The organism is Amphiplicatus metriothermophilus (genome assembly GCF_900199215.1).
GTDB lineage: Bacteria > Pseudomonadota > Alphaproteobacteria > Caulobacterales > Parvularculaceae > Amphiplicatus > Amphiplicatus metriothermophilus.
Genome location: NZ_FZQA01000003.1, coordinates 50,271 through 66,658, shown reverse-complemented (window position 1 = coordinate 66,658; position 16,388 = coordinate 50,271). Strand labels below are relative to the sequence as shown.

Sequence of the window (16,388 nt, the reverse complement as noted above, 5' to 3'; positions counted from 1 at the left end):
GTTCTAATTCAACAAGGCGCCGGGCGGCGGGGTCGACGCGCCCCCGCGGGCGCCGCGAAAGATCGCATCAGGACGTTTCGACGCCGGCCGGCCGTTGATCGTAAGCCCCTCGCCGTTCGCCGAAACATCGAGCCGGTCGCCTTCGCGAACCTCGCCGGCGAGGATCATTTCAGCGATCGGGTCCTGCAGCGCCTTCTGGATGACGCGCTTCAGGGGCCGCGCGCCGTAGACCGGATCGTAGCCCGCTTCGGCGAGCCAGCCGCGCGCGGCCTCGTCGAGCGAAAGCTCGATCTTCCGGTCGGCGAGGAGACGGCCGAGACGGCCGATCTGAATGTCGACGATCGCGCCCATGTCCGCGCGCGTGAGCCGGCGGAACAGGATGATCTCGTCGAGCCGGTTCAGAAACTCCGGCCGGAAGCGCGCGCGCACCGCGTCCATGACGAGATCGCGCACCGCCTCCACGTCTTCGCCGTCTTTCAGGGAAGCCAGATGCTCCGCGCCCAGATTGGAGGTGAGCACGATGATCGTGTTCTTGAAATCGACCACATGGCCCTGCCCGTCCGTCAGGCGCCCGTCGTCAAGCACCTGCAGGAGCACGTTGAACACGTCCGGGTGCGCCTTTTCGACCTCATCGAAGAGCACGACCTGATAGGGCCGGCGGCGCACGGTTTCGGTCAACACGCCGCCTTCTTCATACCCGACATAGCCGGGCGGGGCGCCGATGAGCCGCGCGACCGAATGCTTCTCCATGAACTCCGACATGTCGATGCGCGCCACCGCCGCCTCGTCGTCGAACAGGAACTCGGCGAGCGTCTTGGTGAGTTCCGTCTTGCCGACGCCGGTCGGCCCCAGGAACAGGAACGAGCCGATCGGACGGTTCGGGTCCTTGAGGCCCGCGCGCGCGCGGCGCACGGCGGCCGAGACCGCCTCCACCGCCTCGGTTTGTCCGACCACGCGCTCGGCGAGCTTCTCCTCCATACGGAGCAGCTTTTCGCGCTCGCCTTCGAGCATTTTGTCGACGGGAATGCCCGTCCAGCGCGAGACGACCGCGGCGACATGCTCCGCATCCACCACTTCATGAACGAGGGTGTCGCGGCCGGTCTGGTTCTCGATGGCCGCGAGGCGCTTTTCGAGCTCGGGAATGGTTCCGTATTTGAGCTCGGAGGCGCGGGCGAGATCGCCCCGGCGCTCGGCGTCGACGAGCGCCTGGCGGGCGTGATCGAGCTCTTCCTTGAGCTTCGTGGCCGAGGCGAGGCTTTCCTTTTCCGCCCGCCAGCGCGCGGTCAGCTCATTGGAGCGCTCTTCGAGCGCGGACAATTCCTGCTCGAGCTTTTCGAGACGGTCGCGGGAGGCCGCGTCGCTCTCCTTCTTCAGCGCCTCGCGCTCGATCTTGAGCTGGATGATGCGTCGATCGAGCTCGTCGAGCTCCTCAGGCTTGGAATCGACCTCCATCCTGAGGCGCGAGGCCGCCTCGTCCACAAGATCGATCGCCTTGTCGGGCAGAAACCGGTCGGCGATGTAGCGATGAGACAGGGTCGCGGCGGCGACGATCGCGCTGTCGGAGATGCGCACGCCGTGATGGAGCTCATATTTCTCCTTCAGCCCGCGGAGGATCGAGATCGTGTCTTCCACCGTCGGCTCGTCGACGAACACCGCCTGGAAGCGGCGAGCGAGAGCGGCGTCCTTCTCGACATGCTTGCGGTATTCGTCGAGGGTCGTCGCGCCGATGCAGTGCAGCTCGCCGCGCGCGAGCGCCGGCTTCAGAAGGTTCGAGGCGTCCATCGCCCCTTCCGCCTTGCCGGCGCCGACGAGGGTGTGCATCTCGTCGATGAAGAGAATGATTTCGCCGTTCGAGCCGGTGACCTCCGACAGCACCGCCTTCAGGCGCTCCTCGAATTCGCCGCGATATTTCGCCCCGGCGATGAGCGCGCCCATGTCGAGGGCGAGCAGCCGCTTGTTGCGGATGCTTTCCGGCACGTCGCCGTTGACGATCCGCAGCGCCAGGCCCTCGACGATGGCGGTCTTGCCGACGCCGGGCTCGCCGATCAGCACGGGATTGTTCTTGGTGCGGCGCGAGAGCACCTGCATGGCGCGGCGGATCTCCTCGTCGCGCCCGATGACGGGATCGAGCTTGCCTTCGCGCGCCGCTTCGGTGAGGTCGCGGGCGTAGCGCTTCAGCGCGTCATAGCCCTCCTCGGCCGAGGCGGTGTCGGCCGTGCGGCCTTTTCTCAGATCGTTGATCGCCTGATTGAGCTTGACCGGCGTCGCGCCGGCGTCCTTGAGGATTTTGCTCGCGCCGGCATCCGGCTCCATGGCGAGCGCGGCGAGCAGGCGCTCGGCCGTGACGTAGGAATCGCCCGCCTTCTTCGCGAGCTCCTCGGCCGCGGCGAAGACGCGCGCCGTCGCCGGCGCCAGATAGAGCTGGCCGCTTCCGCCTTCCACTTTCGGCAGCTTCGCGAGCGCGGCCTCGGTCGCGGCGAGCGCCTGATCGGGCCGGCCGCCGGCGTTGCGGATGAGATTGGCCGCCAGCCCCTCGGCGTCGTCGAGCAACGCCTTCAGGACGTGTTCGGGGGTGAATTGCTGGTGCTTTTCGCGCAACGCGATCGATTGCGCAGACTGGATGAAACCGCGGGCGCGGTCCGTATAGTTCTCGAATTGCATCCCTTCGACCTCTTCGGAGCGTCAAAACATGGCGCGCCCCGAGGTTCGGCGACGCGCCCTCGCTCTAACAGATAGGTACGAAGCCGCGTTCGACAACCCGTCCGCCGGCGGGCCGAAGCGGCGGGCGATCAGTTTCGCCGCGGCGGCGGCTGCGCGGCGCGGGCCTTGCGCGCGAGCCGGCCGCCCATCGCGAGCAGTCGGCGCCACAGAGGCCTTGCTCCCGGCGAAGGCGTCGGCTCCGCATGACGGAGCTGGCTGCGGATCGGCGCGTCGATATAGACGTTCTCGACGCGCGCGCCGGTCGCCGCGTCCTCGATCTCGCGCAGCCAGAGGCGGCCGATGGCGGGATTGGAATAGGCCGGCGTGTAATAGGCGCAGCCGTGGAAATAATAATGCGTCACTTGGGACCAGCGGGTGAGCGCAAGATCGTTTCGACGGTCGCCGCCATGCAGCAGATTGGCCGCCCAGATCAGCGCCTGGCCCTTGCGCGCGCAAAAGCGCTCGGGCGCGAGGCCGGCTTCCTCCGTCATGGCGCGCCAGACGGGCTCGTAGGGCTTCTGCGCAGACTGGCTCGGCTCGGGCAGCCGGCGCAGGTTCAGCGCGTCATTGGTCAGGATCGGCCATTTATGCGAGCCCGGATAATAGACGAGCGGGCCGGCGTCGGGGCTCACATCCTCCATGGCGAGCCATACGCCGCACATGAAGCGTTCCGGGATGCTCGAGAAGTGCACGGAGTCGCTGTGCATGTGCTGCTGCGTGCCGACGGGGAAGTTCAGCGTCTGGAAAGGAAACGCCCGCCGGCCATAGAGCTTGCTCAAAAGCGCGATGACGCGGCTGTTGCAGGCGATCGCCCGCACGTCCTCGTTCTGCTTCCACGCGTCCTGGATGCGCAGGCCGCCCTTGATCTCGCGGACGGCTCGCGGGTCCGCGAAGTCGATCTGAAAATGCGCGGACAGGGCCGCCTTGATGCGCTCGATGCGCGCATCGAGCTCGTCATCAGGGAAGTCGAATACGGCGTAGCCGCGCGCATTCAGCTGCACGGCGATGTCGCGTTCGCTTTCGGTCAGGTTCATCTCGTCGAGGGCCGACGAGAACAAGGGCGACTCGACGAGCGGAACGCCAGGCAGAAGCCGCGACGACGCCGACATAGGCGACCTTTCATTCGAGAGCTCTTCGCTCCGGGACGACGAAAAGCCCCCCGCGTTTATTCCGACCCGTGGGATGGAGTCCATCGGCCGGGGTCGCCCTCAGCCCGCCCTCGCCGCCGGCGTCAGGAAGCCGCGGCCGGGGCGGCCTCTTCCTCGCGCTCGCCGGCCTCTGATTCCTCCGCGCCGGCGGCGCCCTGACGGCGCGGCCGGCGGCGGCGGCGGCGCGTTTCGCTTTCGCCGTTCTGGCGGGCGGCGGCCTCCCCGTCTTCGGCCGCAGTCTCGCGCGAGCCCTCCGAGGGCGCCTCGCCATTCCCCGATCCCGATCCGGCGCTCTTCTCGGCATTTGCGGCGGCCGGCTCGTTCTGACGATGCGGGGCGGGGCGCTGGCGCTCCTGCGGCTCGCCGATCGTCGGCTGCTCGCCGTCGTCCTCGGGCTGGTCGGCCGGCGTCGGCGCGGAGGGCTGCATGGCGCGCAGCACCCGGAAATAATGCTCGGCGTGCTGAAGATAGTTTTCCGCCTTGACGCGATCGCCGGCCGACGAGGCGTCGCGCGCCAGCGCGAGATATTTGTCGTAGATCTGATTCGCCGTGCCGCGGATTCGAACGTCGGGTCCGTTCGAATCGAAGGCCCGGTTAATATTCATGCCCTGCCGGCGGCGTTGGTTGCGGCCACGCTTCATGGAACTTTCCTATCTGTCGTCATTCAAAGTGCGCGTTATCCCCTGCGGGCGGAGCGCCGCTCCGCGCCTGCGCCGCGCGTTCTCCGCGACGCGGCGCAACCCTGTCTTCCGCAGACTTCCCGTCCTCGGCGACATTCCGTTCGGTCCGCCTGCGGCGCTTGGGCTTCACGCCCCGCAGCTTTCGCTGCGCCCGGCGAGTCAGACCTACGTGGAGTAAGACATCGAAGCGAAACGGCGTCGGAACTGCAAGACGCCATCGGCGCGTTCGCTCGTCTTGAGGGCATCATAACGGGGCCGGATGGCATTTCAAACACTTTTTTGTCCGCGGAAAATCACGCCAGATCGATGACAAGCGCGCGCGGGCGGCCGGCGAGGTCGGCCTCGATCGCGATCCGCCCCTGCGGGAGCGCCCCCCGCGCCAGAGCGGCCACGGGACCATCCTGCCTTTCGCCCAGTTCAAGAATCATTAACCCGCCGTCCGCGAGCAGGTCGGGCGCGGCGCCCAGAATCCGGCGGTAGGCGTCGAGCCCGTCGGGGCCGGCGAACAGCGCGGCGGGGTCTTCATGATCGCGCACGCCCGCCGCCAGCTTTTCCCTGTCGCCTTCGGGAATGTAGGGCGGATTCGAGACGACGAGGTCGAAGCGGCCCGCGATCGGCGCGCCCCAGTCGCCGCAGACCGCCGTCAGCCGGGCGGCGAGCCCGAGCCTCCGGGCGTTCGCGCGCGCGAGCCGCGCGGCGGTTTCGCTGCGATCGAGGGCGATCCCGGTCGCGTTGGGGAAAGCGCGAAGCAGCGCGCAGACGAGACACCCCGTCCCCGTCCCAAGATCGAGAATGCGCAAGGCCGCCTCCGGCGGACGGCGCCGCGCGGCGGCCTCGATCAGCGTCTCTGAATCCGGGCGCGGAACGAGAACGCCGGACGCGACGCGGAAGCTCAGCCCCCAGAACTCCTTCTCGCCGACGATATAGGCGACCGGCTCGCCGGCGGCGCGGCGGGCGACGAGCGCGTCGAGTCTTGCGACTTCCTCCGCCGTCAATTCGCGTCCCGCTTCGAGAATGAGGCCCGCGTCGTCAAGCCCGAACGCATGCTTGACGATGACGCGCGCGTCGAGCTGCGGCGTGTCTGAACCGCCGAGACGCGCCGCGGCGGCGCGGGTATATTGGTCGAGCGTCGGCGTCATCAGGTTTCAGGCGTCAGGGGGCAGGGCTTAGGTTTTAGGCGTTAGGTTTAAGGGCTAGGGTTTTCTTGATCGTTGTGACGCGCAATTCATCCGCATCAGGATTTGACGCCCTTACGCTAATTCCTAAAGCCTAAGCCCTGAATCCTCCTTATCCCTCCGCCTGCATCGCGGCGAGCCGGTCGGCGCGGTCCTGGGCGATCAGCTCGTCGATGATCTGGCCGAGACCGTCGCCGCGCAGGATCTCGTCGAGATTGTGCACGGTCAGGTTGATCCGGTGGTCGGTCACCCGGCTTTGCGGAAAGTTGTAGGTGCGGATGCGCTCCGATCGGTCGCCGGAGCCGACCATGCCCTTGCGCGCGGCGGCGCGCTCGGCCTCGGCGCGCGCGCGTTCCATCTCATAGAGCCGGGCGCGGAGGATTTTCATCGCCTTCGCGCGGTTCTTGTGCTGGGACTTCTCGTCCTGCTGGCTGACGACGATCCCGGTCGGCAAATGGGTGACGCGCACTGCGGAGTCCGTGGTGTTCACCGACTGACCGCCGGGGCCGGAGGCGCGGAAGACGTCGATGCGCAGGTCGGACTCCTTGATCTCGACATCTACTTCCTCCGGCTCGGGTAGAACCGCGACGGTCGCGGCGGAGGTGTGGATGCGCCCCTGCGTCTCCGTCTCCGGCACGCGCTGCACGCGATGCACGCCCGATTCGAACTTCATCTTGGCGTAGACGCCGTCGCCGGAAATGCTCGCCTGGATCTCCTTGTACCCGCCCATCTCCGCTTCGGAGGCGGAAAGAACCTCGACGCGCCAGCCCTGAAGCTGCGCATAGCGCTGATACATGCGGAAAAGGTCGCCGGCGAACAGCGCCGCCTCGTCTCCGCCCGTGCCGGCGCGCACTTCGAGGATGACGCTCGAATCGTCGGCCTTGTCCTTCGGCAGCAGCATGAGCTGCAAATCATATTCGAGCTTCGGCGCGCGCTCCTTGACCTCGACCAGCTCGTCATAGGCGAGCCTGGCCATCTCCGCATCGTCGCTTTCGGCGAGCTCCTTGAGCTCCTCGATCTGCCGGCGCGCGTCGGTGAGCGCGCGGGCTTTCTCCACGACGGGCTTCAGCTCGCCGTGCTCCTTCGAGAGACGCACGATTTCTTCCGGCTTTGTCGCCGTCGACATTTTCGCTTCGATGCTCTCGAATTTGCGGACGAGCGCGTCGAGCTTTTCCTGGGGTATCATCTAGGCTGATCTTTCAGTAGGCGGTCGTTCGCCTCGCGGTCGCCGCGCTTTCTCCGGCCCTGATACGCGCACGCGCGCCAGGGCGGCGACTCCGGCGCGCGCCTGCGGCCTCAAGCTCGCTACTCCGCCGCGACCGCCGCCCTCTCCTCTTCCGCCTTGATCTCGGCGGCGCGCTTCTCGACGAGCTCGACGAGATGATCGACGAGCCTGTCGTTGTCGAGCCGGTGATCCGGGCTGCCGTTTATGTAGACCATGCCGTGCTCCTTGCCGGCGCCGCCGCCGGTGAAGCCGATATCGGTCTCGCGCGCCTCGCCCGGCCCGTTCACCACGCAGCCGATCACCGACAGAGTCATGGGCGTCGTCACATGCGCAAGGCGCTTTTCAAGTTTTTCGACCGTCTCGATGACGTTGAACCCTTGCCGCGCGCAGGACGGGCAGGAAATGACGTTGACCCCGCGATGCCTGAGCCCCAGCGACTTCAGGATGTCGTAGCCGACCTTCACCTCCTCGACCGGATCGGCCGACAGCGACACGCGGATGGTGTCGCCGATGCCGGCCCACAGGAGGCTGCCGAGCCCGATGGCGGATTTCACCGCGCCGGTCCTCAGGCCCCCCGCCTCGGTCACGCCCAGATGCAGCGGGCAGTCGATCGCCTCGGCGAGGGCGTGATAGGCCGCGACGGTGAGGAACACGTCGGACGCCTTCACCGAAATCTTGAATTCGTGAAAGTCATTGTCCTGAAGAATGCGCGCGTGATCGAGCGCGCTCTCGACCATCGCTTCGGGGCAGGGCTCGCCGTATTTTTCGAGCAGGTCCTTCTCCAGCGAGCCGCCGTTGACGCCGATGCGCATGGAGCAGCCGTGATCCTTCGCGGCCTTGATGACCTCGCGCACGCGCGCTTCCGAGCCGATATTGCCGGGATTGATCCGCAGGCACGCCGCGCCGGCCTCGGCCGCTTCGATCCCGCGCTTGTAGTGGAAGTGGATGTCGGCGACGATCGGAACCGGCGAATGCTTCACGATTTCCTTCAGCGCCGCAGTCGACTCCGGGTCGGGGCAGGACACGCGCACGATGTCGGCGCCCGCCTCGGCGAGTTCGTTGACCTGCCGGATGGTGGCCTGCACGTCGGAGGTGACGGTGTTCGTCATCGATTGCACGGCGATGGGCGCGTCCCCGCCGACGGGCACGGTCCCGACCATGATCTGGCGGCATTTGCGGCGCTCGATATCGCGCCAGGGGCGTACGGACATGGAATTCGGCCTTTTACCGGCTGCGCGCCAAGATTACGGCGCCCGCCGAGATGTCAAGCCCCGCTGCGGAAAGCGGCTGCGCGACGCGCCCGCGCTAGAGAGGCCGCTCGAAGCGGAAGACGTAGCGCAGATCGTAGGCCGGACGCGGCGCGCCGTCCACGTTGCGCGGCTCGAAGCGCCAACGGCGGGCGGCGTTCAGGGCCGCCGCGTTGAAGCAGCTGTTGCTCGATCTGGCCACGCGCGCGCCCGTGACCGCGCCGCGGGCGGTCACGTTGAAGGCGACCTCCACCGATTCCACGTCCGCCGCGGCCGCCTCGCAGCGTCGGGGATAGACCGGCTCGACTCGCTCGACCAGCCGCGCCTCGAAGGCGGCCGGGGCGGCCGGAACGATCGGATCGTCGGCGGCGTCCGCCGGCCGGACGGCTTCGCTCGCAGCCCCCTGCATGTTGAACGGCGTCGTCGCCGGGCGGGGGCGCGTGATCTGCCAGGCGCACCACAGGATGAAGAGAATCACCAGAAAGACCGCGATCAGCGACATCTGCGGCCGCTCGGGCGCGACCTCGGCGCGGCGGGGCCGCTCTATCGCCTCCGCCGCGGGATCGATGGGCCCGGCGTAGCCCGCCTCTTCCTTGAAGCGGGCGACGACGGGGCCGGGATCGAGCTCCAGCGTTTCGGCGTAAACCTTCACGAAGCCGATGGCGAAAGGCCGCGAGGGCAGCCGGCGCACGGCCATCTCCTCGATCGCGTCGAGGAAGGCGGTCTTGATATGCGTGCGCGCCGAGAGCTCTTCGAGCGAAAGGCCGCAGGCCTCGCGCGCGGCCCTGAGATAGGCGCCGATCGATTCGAAGTCCTCGGCGCGAAGCTCGCTGGCGCGGCGGCGCGCGCGCGCGGCCTCCATATTAACGATTTCAGCGGAACCGTTGTTCGACACCACGTCAACGCCCTTACGCCCGCCCGGTCGGAAAAGGCTATCGCAACCGGGCGCGAATTGACACCGGCCAGCCGCGTTTTCGCAAGGAACCGCGAGGCCCGCGATTCACTTTAGCATCAAGGGCGCCAATTCTTGGTTAGCGCGCGCGCTGAATCTGCACGCCCTGATCGGCCAGAAGCGCGGCGAGCCCGTCCCGCAGCGAGACGCCGTCCGGCGCGCCGCCTTCCAGACGGTCCTTCAGCCAGCCCGCCACGGCGCCCGCCTCGATCGCGCGCACCAGCCGCCGGAAAGGGCCGACGGACGTGGCCGGGATCGAAAAACGCCTGACGCCGAGGCCGATCAGCGCCGCCGCCATCAGCGGGTCGGCCGCCTGCTCGCCGCAATAGGACAGCGGCTTGCCGGCGCGATACGCCTTGTCGATCACCATCCGCAGAAAGGTGAGAAAACCCGGCTCGAGCGGATCGAAGCGCTCTTGCACCATGTCGGAATCGCGGTCGGCGGCGAAATAGAACTGCGCCAGATCGTTGCCGCCGACGGAGAGAAAATCGACCTTTTCGGCGATCTCCTCCAGCCGCCAGGCCGCGGCCGGCGTCTCGATCATGGCGCCGATCCGGATCGAGGCGGGCAAGGGCTTGCCGCGCCTTTCCCGGCGCGCGATCTCGCGATCGAGCAGCGCGCGCGCGGCGTCGATCTCGGCAGGCAGGGTGACCATCGGGAACATCACGAAAAGCTCCCGCCCGGCCGCCGCCGCCAGCAGCGCGCGCAGCTGCGGGCGCAGGATACCCGGCCGGTCGACCGCCATCCTGAGGCCGCGCCAGCCCATCGCCGGATTGCCCTCGACGCGGCGCTTCATATAGGCGGCCGCCTTGTCGCCGCCGAGATCGGCGGTGCGGAAAACGACAGGCTTGCCGCCGGCGCGTTCGAGAACGTCCCGGTACAGACGTTCCTGCGCCTCGACCTTGGGAAGCTGCGAGCCGATGAGAAACTGAAGCTCGGTGCGGAAGAGCCCGACTCCGGCCGCGCCGGTCGCGTCGAGATGCGGCATGTCGAGCGCGAGGCCGGCGTTCATGAAAATCTCGATCCGCACGCCGTCGCGGGTCTCGCCGGGCAGCGCGCGCTCCTGGGCGAACGCCGCCTGACGCTCGGACTGGAGCTCCTGCTTCTCGCGCAGGCTCTGCACGACGTCCGGGCCCGGACGGATATGCACCTCGCCCGTCTCGCCGTCGATGACGACGTCGTCGCCCTCGAAGGCGCGCTCGAGCGCGTCGTCGACGCCGGCCACCAGCGGAATTTCGAGCGCCCGCGCGACGATCGCCACATGCGAGGTCTCCGACGCCTCGGCGAGCACGAGGCCCTTGAGCTTCGCGCGGTCGTATTCGAGCAGATCGGCCGGGCCCATGGCGCGGGCGATGACGATCGCCTGGTCGGGAATGGGCCGGCGGCCGTTCGCGCCGCCGCCCGAAAGATGCCGCAGCAGCCGGTGGGCGAGATCATCGAGATCGTGCAGGCGCTCGCGCAGATAGGGATCACGCGCCTGGCTGAGCCGCGCGCGGTTCTCCGCCTTGACCTGCTCGACCGCGGCCTCGGCGGTCAGGCCGGAGAAGACGGCGGCGCGCAGGCGCTCCTTCCAGCCGCGGTCGTAGGCGAACAGTCGGTAGGTTTCCAACACCTCGCGCGAGACGCCGGCGAGCGATTCGTCGGCCAGCATTCCGTCCACCGAGGCCCTGAGCGCGGCGAGCCCGTCTTCGAGACGCTGGGCCTCGCGCGCCACGTCGGTCGCGAAGACCTTGTGCTGGGCCGGCGGCGGCTCGTGGAACGCCGCCTTGCCCATGGCCACGCCCGGCGCCACGCCGACGCCCTGCAGCCGGTCGGGCTGGTGGAGCATCTCGCCGACGGCGGCGGTCTCCTCCTTGCCGAGGAGCTCGCCCGAGGCGGCCACTTCCGCGAGCAGGATCGCCAGCGCCTGGGCGGCCTCCACCTCGTCGTCGGTGTAGCGCCGGCTCGCCTTGTTCTGCAGAACGAGCACGCCGAGCACCTTGCCCGAACGGATGAGCGGCACGCCCAGGAAGGAGTGAAGCGGGTCCTCGCCGGTCTCCGGCCGGTAGGCGAAGGCCGGATGCAGCGGGGCTTCGGCCGTCACCAGCGGGCGCTGGGTCGCGGCGACCAGGCCGACGAGGCCCTCGCCCCAGCCGAGCACGGTCTGGTGAACGGCCGCGCGGTTGAGTCCTTCCGTCGAATAGAGTTCGAGCCTGTCGTCGGGCCGGCGCAGATAGATCGAGCACACGTCGGCGACGATGTGGCTGGCGATGATGCGCGTGAGCTTGTCGAGGCGCTCCTGCGCGGTCGCTTCTTCCGCCACGGCGTCGTGCATGCGGCGCAGCAGCACGGTGATGCCGCGCTCGCCATGCCCGCCATAGGGCGGCCGTGTGTATTCGAGGCTCATGGCTCTCTCATATAAACGACGCAGCGCGCGGGGAAAGCGTCTCGTTTTCCCCGCCGCCGCGTCATTGCGGCGGCGCGTTCGCGCCTGGCGCGAGACGGCCGCGCGCCGCGCCCTTCGGACCGCCTTCGAAACGGCGCGCAGGGCGCGCCCTTTCATCGCGCGTCAGGGCGCGCCGGGCGTGCGGTCGAGGCCGTAAGCCTGGTGCAGCGCGCGCACGGCGAGCTCGGCGTATTGCGAATCGATCAGCACGCTGATCTTGATCTCGGAGGTCGAGATGTTCTGGATGTTGATGCCGCGGTCAGCGAGGGTCTTGAACATCACCGAGGCGACGCCGGCGTGGCTTTTCATCCCGACGCCGATCACCGAGATCTTGACCACGCTGCGGTCGCTCTGCAGCGCAGAATAGCCGAGAGCCTCCTTCGCGTCCCTGAGGAGCGCGACGGCGCGGTCGAGATCGGCCTCTGGAATCGTGAAGGAGATGTTGGCGTGGCCCGGCGCGCGCGACGGGCTCTGCACGATCATGTCGACATTGATGTTGGCGTCCGCAAGCAGGGTGAAGATCGCCGCGGCCCGGCCCGGTTCGTCGGGCACGGCGAGCAGGCTGATCTTCGCCTCGTCATGGGAGGGCGTGATGCCGCTGACGATTTTCTTTTCCACGATGTCTTCCTCGTCGCAGATGATGGTGCCGGGCCCGGGCGCCTCCGGCGGGTCGAAGCTCGACAGCACGCGCACGCGCACATGATAGGCCATCGCGAGTTCGACCGAACGGGTCTGAAGGACCTTCGCGCCGACCGAGGCCATCTCCAGCATCTCCTCGTAGGAGATGCGGTCGATGCGCCGGGCGAGCTTATGGATGCGCGGGTCGGTGGTGTAGACCCCGTCGACGTCGGTGTAGATGTCGCAGCGCGCCGCGCCGACCGCCGCTGCGAGCGCCACGGCCGTGGTGTCCGACCCGCCGCGCCCGAGCGTCGCGATGCGCCCGTCCGGGGCGACGCCCTGAAAGCCCGCGACCACCGCGATTTCGCCGCCGTCGATCGCCGCGCCGATCGCCTCGGGATCGATGTCGGCGATGCGCGCCTTGCCGTGCGCGAGATCGGTTTCGAGCGGGATCTGCCAGCCCTGCCAGGAACGGGCGCGCAGGCCCTGATTCTGCAGGACCAGCGCGAGCAGGCCGGAGGTCACCTGCTCGCCGGAGGAGACCACCGCGTCATATTCGACCCCGTGCGCGCCGAGCCCCGGCGCGGGCTCGCCCGCCTCCTTGCACAGCGCGACGAGCCTGTTGGTCTCGCCCGCCATGGCCGAGACCACCACGATGACGGCGTTGCCCGCCTCCGCCTCGCGGCGCACGAAGCGCGCCACGTTGCGGATCCGCTCGAGATCCGCGACCGAGGTGCCGCCGAATTTCATCACGATGCGGGCCATGGCTTGCGTCGGAATTCCGGGCGAAGAACCTGCTTTCGGGCCGGACGCGCGCCTTCGCCGCGGATCGCGCGCCGCCGTTCGGACGTATAATGCGGCGATCTCTGTAGAGAATTCCGCAGAAAAGGGGAGCCCCGCGCGTTAAATGCATCGACCGCGCGCCTGCGCAAGAGAATTTTCCTGAGCGAGGCGTGAAGAAAACTATCGACCCGCGCCCCGGACCGCGCCGAGAGGAGCAGATCATGCCAGCCGACGCCGAAACCACCCCGCAGCGATCAAGCGTCGATCCGGCCGAGATCGAGAAATTCTCGAAAATGGCCGCCGAATGGTGGGACCCGTTCGGCAAGTTCAGGCCGCTGCACAAGTTCAACCCCATTCGGCTCGGCTATATCCGCGACGCGGCCTGCGCCCATTTCCGGCGGGACCGGCGCGCGCGGCGTCCGCTTGAAGGGCTGCGGCTGCTCGACGTGGGCTGCGGCGGCGGGCTCGTCTGCGAGCCCATGAGCCGGCTCGGCGCGACAGTCGTCGGAATCGACGCCGCGCCGGCCAATATCGAGGTCGCGAAGCTGCACGCGGCCGAGGCCGGGCTCGACATCGACTATCGCGCGGCGACGCTTGAGGCCCTCCTCGAAGCCGGCGAGCCGCCTTTCGACATCGTGCTCAATCTCGAGGTCGTCGAGCATGTCGCCGATCCGGCGGCGTTCCTGAAGGACTCGGCCGCGCTCGTGAAGCCGGGCGGCCTCATGATCGTCGCCACGATCAACCGCACCCTGAAGGCTTTCGCGCTGGCCAAGATCGGCGCGGAATACATCCTGCGCTGGCTGCCGCGCGGCACGCACGATCCGCGGAAGTTTCTGAAGCCGGAGGAGGTCAAGGCGCCGCTCGCCGAAGCCGGCATGACCGTCACGGCGACCGCGGGCGTTTCCTATCAGCCGCTGCTCGACCTGTGGCGCGTCACCGAAGATACGGACGTGAACTACATGGTGACGGCCGTGAAGAGAAGCGAACGCATTTGAGCCAAGCAAGCGTTGCGCCGATCGAGGCCAAGTCAGCTTCGAAGCGCATCGCGCCGGCTGGCTGAGCAGAATCGACCTCGCAGTCGTCAAGCCTCCTTCGCCGCATCGACGATGGGGGCGAGATGGGCCCAGCAGGCTTCCAGCTTCTGCGCGGCGGCGCGATAGCCGTCGGCGACGGCGACGTCGTATTTCTTCCAGTCCCTGAGCTCGACGCCGGGCACGTCGGGCGCGACGGTGATGTCGGCGGGCTGGAGAGCGCGGGCGCGCTCCTGGCGGGCGCTCGCCGCGCGCATCAGCAGACTGACGATCGGCGGCGGATTCGAAAAGCCGTTGCGCCACACCCAGGCGAGAAAGCCCGGCGGGTCGCGAAAGTCCTCCACGCGGATCGTCGCTTCCTGCGCGACGTCGATCCCGATGGTGATCCCGCGATGGGCCGCGGCCATCATGTCGGCGGGAAAATTGTTGACCACCGCCCCGTCGACCAGCAGCGCGCCGTCCGTCACCACCGGCGGCAGGATGCCCGGCAGCGCCACCGAGGCGCGCAGCGCCGCGCGCAAAAGACCCCGCCGATGCACATGCGCTTCGCCTTTCGTCAAATCGGACGAGATGCAGAAGAACGGGATTTCGAGATCCTCGATCATCGCGTCGCCGAAATGCTTCTCAAGGCGCTCATCGACCCGCGCGCCGCGGGTGAGCGCCACTACGGGAAGCACGTGATCGCCCAGCGGATTCGACCTGACGAAAGCGTCGCGGATGCGCGCGTCCGTCTCCTCCTCGCCCCAGCCCATCGCGACGCAGGCCGCGATGATCGCGCCCATGGACGCGCCGCTGACGAAGTCGATGGGCACCCCGCGCTCGCGCAGCGCCTTGACCGCGCCGATATGCGCGTAGGCGCGCGCGCCGCCGCCGGACAGAACGAGGCCTACGGACTTTCCCCCGATGATGCGCGCGAGCCGGTGAACGGTGTCCGGCCCCCTCCAGTGGAAGATGCGATTGGCCTCGATCGCCTCGGCCCATTCGCTGGGGCTCGACGCGACGAGGCCTTCATGGATCATCACGAGATCGACGAGGCGGAACTTGCGCGCGGGCGAGGATTCGTCCGGGCTTAGCGGAAACGGGCGCGCGGGCCGGGCGTCGCGGCGGGCGAGCACCAGAAACCGATCCGCATGCCGAAGAACGAACTTGTACCAGGACGTGTCGGCGATGCGCGCGGCGAGGATGACGACGTCGTGTCCCGACTCCATCGCCTCGAAGCCGCGATAGGCCTCGTCCGCCCGCTCCTCGCCGAGCCAGCAAGCCTTGAGGGCGTAGCGTTCGAGCGCGCGCGCGACGGCGCGGGCGCGCGCCTCGACGTCGATCGACGGCGAGGAGGCGACGAAGGCGAACACCCGCGGCGCGGCCCGCCGGAAGCTCGATTGCGGACGGCGCGCGCGGAGGAGAACCGAGCGCGCGAGGGCGCGCGCGAAGTCGGCGCGCGCGTCGAGCAGCGCGTCGAAATCGGCGCGCGCCAGCGCCAGGATCTCCGTATCCCGCAGGGCGTAGACCGAGGCCGAATGCGGCTCGTCGGCGAGCAGCGACATCTCGCCCACGGGCTCTCCGGCGCGCACATAGCCGACGACCTCCTCGCCCGCCTCCCCGGCGCGCACCACGATCAGGCGCCCTGAAAGCACGATGAAAAGCGTCCGCGAGCGCGCCTCCTGGCGGAACAGCTCCCAGCCGCCGGCGAGCGAAAACCACAGGCCGCGGCGGGCGATTTCGGCCGTCGTGTCGTCGTCGAGATCGCGAAAGAACGCCAGTTCCTTCAGGCGCGCGAGCGGCGGAGAGGTCATCGCCTAGAGGTAGCGCTGCGTCGCGGGCGCGCGCAACCCGGCTGCGCCGGGCGACCGTCAGCGGTCCAATGGAAAAGCGGACGCCGTCAGTTGAGCGGCTTCTTGCCGGCCTTGCGCTGCGGGACGGGCGCGCCGGCCCGATCCATGCGCGCGGCCGCAGTCGGCGCGATCCCGGCGGGCAGCGGCGCGACGGGCACGCCCTCCTCGATCAGCGCGCGGACTTCCTTTCCGCTGGCCTCGCCGTAGATGCGGCGCTCCTCCGCCTCGCCATAGTGGATCTTGCGGGCTTCTTCGGGGAACTTCTCGCCGACGTAATCGAAATTCCTTTCGACATAGTCGCGCGCGCGCCTGACCGCGTCGGCGACGCGGCGGCGGGCCTCGGCCGCGCCTTTCTCGCCGCCCGAAACGACGGCGGGCGCCATGATCGCCTTGCTGACGGCGCTCGAACCGCAAGCGGGGCATTCCAGCAGGCTGCGCTCGGCCTGCGCGTCGTAATCGGCGCTCGACCGGAACCAGCCTTCGAACTCATGCTCTGCGTCGCACCGCAGCTGATATTTGATCATGGCCGCTATGTTGATGGTTTGCCGCGATATTTCAAGCCGCTAGGATCG

General features: G+C 68.4%; 12 protein-coding genes. 1 reads left to right on the top strand and 11 read right to left on the bottom strand.

From position 1 onward, the window contains the following. Window positions 1-3: 3 nt before the first annotated feature. The 9 genes from clpB to CHB64_RS07955 all read right to left on the bottom strand — a co-directional run bounded on the left by clpB (window position 4) and on the right by CHB64_RS07955 (window position 12,935). Window positions 4-2,661 carry an ATP-dependent chaperone ClpB gene (clpB, locus tag CHB64_RS08000; protein WP_089412102.1) on the bottom strand — a complete coding sequence of 886 codons (2,658 nt, stop codon included), beginning with the start codon at window positions 2,659-2,661 and terminating at the stop codon, window positions 4-6. Between the two features lie 128 nt (window positions 2,662-2,789). Beyond that, window positions 2,790-3,809 (bottom strand): phytanoyl-CoA dioxygenase family protein, encoded by a 1,020-nt coding sequence (locus tag CHB64_RS07995; protein WP_089412101.1) that lies wholly within the window; start codon window positions 3,807-3,809, stop codon window positions 2,790-2,792. Window positions 3,810-3,931: 122 nt separating this feature from the next. Beyond that, window positions 3,932-4,489, bottom strand: a complete 558-nt coding sequence (locus tag CHB64_RS07990; RefSeq protein ID WP_089412100.1) for a DUF4167 domain-containing protein — start codon at window positions 4,487-4,489, stop codon at window positions 3,932-3,934. 332 nt (window positions 4,490-4,821) lie between these two features. Then, window positions 4,822-5,667 carry a peptide chain release factor N(5)-glutamine methyltransferase gene (prmC, locus tag CHB64_RS07980; RefSeq protein ID WP_089412098.1) on the bottom strand — a complete coding sequence of 282 codons (846 nt, stop codon included), beginning with the start codon at window positions 5,665-5,667 and terminating at the stop codon, window positions 4,822-4,824. A 148-nt stretch (window positions 5,668-5,815) separates the two neighbouring features. Continuing rightward, window positions 5,816-6,889, bottom strand: a complete 1,074-nt coding sequence (gene prfA, locus CHB64_RS07975; protein WP_089412097.1) for a peptide chain release factor 1 — start codon at window positions 6,887-6,889, stop codon at window positions 5,816-5,818. A gap of 119 nt (window positions 6,890-7,008) precedes the next feature. Further along, window positions 7,009-8,139: a flavodoxin-dependent (E)-4-hydroxy-3-methylbut-2-enyl-diphosphate synthase gene (ispG, locus tag CHB64_RS07970; protein ID WP_089412096.1), complete on the bottom strand. Its 1,131-nt coding sequence runs from the start codon at window positions 8,137-8,139 to the stop codon at window positions 7,009-7,011. A 94-nt stretch (window positions 8,140-8,233) separates the two neighbouring features. Then, entirely contained in the window at window positions 8,234-9,070 is an 837-nt protein-coding gene (locus CHB64_RS07965; RefSeq protein WP_143265969.1) for a TonB family protein, read from the bottom strand. 136 nt (window positions 9,071-9,206) lie between these two features. Then, entirely contained in the window at window positions 9,207-11,513 is a 2,307-nt protein-coding gene (ptsP, locus tag CHB64_RS07960) for a phosphoenolpyruvate--protein phosphotransferase (RefSeq protein WP_089412094.1), read from the bottom strand. 162 nt (window positions 11,514-11,675) lie between these two features. Beyond that, window positions 11,676-12,935: an aspartate kinase gene (locus CHB64_RS07955; protein WP_089412093.1), complete on the bottom strand. Its 1,260-nt coding sequence runs from the start codon at window positions 12,933-12,935 to the stop codon at window positions 11,676-11,678. Window positions 12,936-13,174: 239 nt separating this feature from the next. Here CHB64_RS07955 and ubiG point away from each other — a divergent pair, with 239 nt between their 5' ends. After that, on the top strand, window positions 13,175-13,948 hold the full coding sequence (gene ubiG / locus CHB64_RS07950) for a bifunctional 2-polyprenyl-6-hydroxyphenol methylase/3-demethylubiquinol 3-O-methyltransferase UbiG (RefSeq protein WP_089412092.1): 774 nt from the start codon (window positions 13,175-13,177) through the stop codon (window positions 13,946-13,948). 86 nt (window positions 13,949-14,034) lie between these two features. Here the strand turns inward: ubiG and CHB64_RS07945 are convergent, their stop codons facing one another. Continuing rightward, complete coding sequence (locus tag CHB64_RS07945) at window positions 14,035-15,777, bottom strand: patatin-like phospholipase family protein (protein ID WP_089412091.1); 1,743 nt, start codon at window positions 15,775-15,777, stop codon at window positions 14,035-14,037. 86 nt (window positions 15,778-15,863) lie between these two features. Next, a complete protein-coding gene (locus tag CHB64_RS07940; protein WP_089412090.1) occupies window positions 15,864-16,340 on the bottom strand; it encodes a DUF1178 family protein in 477 nt (158 codons plus the stop codon). Between the last annotated feature and the right edge of the window lie 48 nt (window positions 16,341-16,388).

Excerpts from the sequence above, each read along its gene's own strand:
- clpB (WP_089412102.1), bottom strand. The coding sequence starts at position 2,661 with ATGCAATTCGAGAACTATACGGACCGCGCCCGCGGTTTCATCCAGTCT.
- CHB64_RS07995 (WP_089412101.1), bottom strand. The coding sequence starts at position 3,809 with ATGTCGGCGTCGTCGCGGCTTCTGCCTGGCGTTCCGCTCGTCGAGTCG.
- CHB64_RS07990 (WP_089412100.1), bottom strand. The coding sequence starts at position 4,489 with ATGAAGCGTGGCCGCAACCAACGCCGCCGGCAGGGCATGAATATTAAC.
- prmC (WP_089412098.1), bottom strand. The coding sequence starts at position 5,667 with ATGACGCCGACGCTCGACCAATATACCCGCGCCGCCGCGGCGCGTCTC.
- prfA (WP_089412097.1), bottom strand. The coding sequence starts at position 6,889 with ATGATACCCCAGGAAAAGCTCGACGCGCTCGTCCGCAAATTCGAGAGC.
- ispG (WP_089412096.1), bottom strand. The coding sequence starts at position 8,139 with ATGTCCGTACGCCCCTGGCGCGATATCGAGCGCCGCAAATGCCGCCAG.
- ptsP (WP_089412094.1), bottom strand. The coding sequence starts at position 11,513 with ATGAGCCTCGAATACACACGGCCGCCCTATGGCGGGCATGGCGAGCGC.
- CHB64_RS07955 (WP_089412093.1), bottom strand. The coding sequence starts at position 12,935 with ATGGCCCGCATCGTGATGAAATTCGGCGGCACCTCGGTCGCGGATCTC.
- ubiG (WP_089412092.1), top strand. The coding sequence starts at position 13,175 with ATGCCAGCCGACGCCGAAACCACCCCGCAGCGATCAAGCGTCGATCCG.
- CHB64_RS07945 (WP_089412091.1), bottom strand. The coding sequence starts at position 15,777 with ATGACCTCTCCGCCGCTCGCGCGCCTGAAGGAACTGGCGTTCTTTCGC.
- CHB64_RS07940 (WP_089412090.1), bottom strand. The coding sequence starts at position 16,340 with ATGATCAAATATCAGCTGCGGTGCGACGCAGAGCATGAGTTCGAAGGC.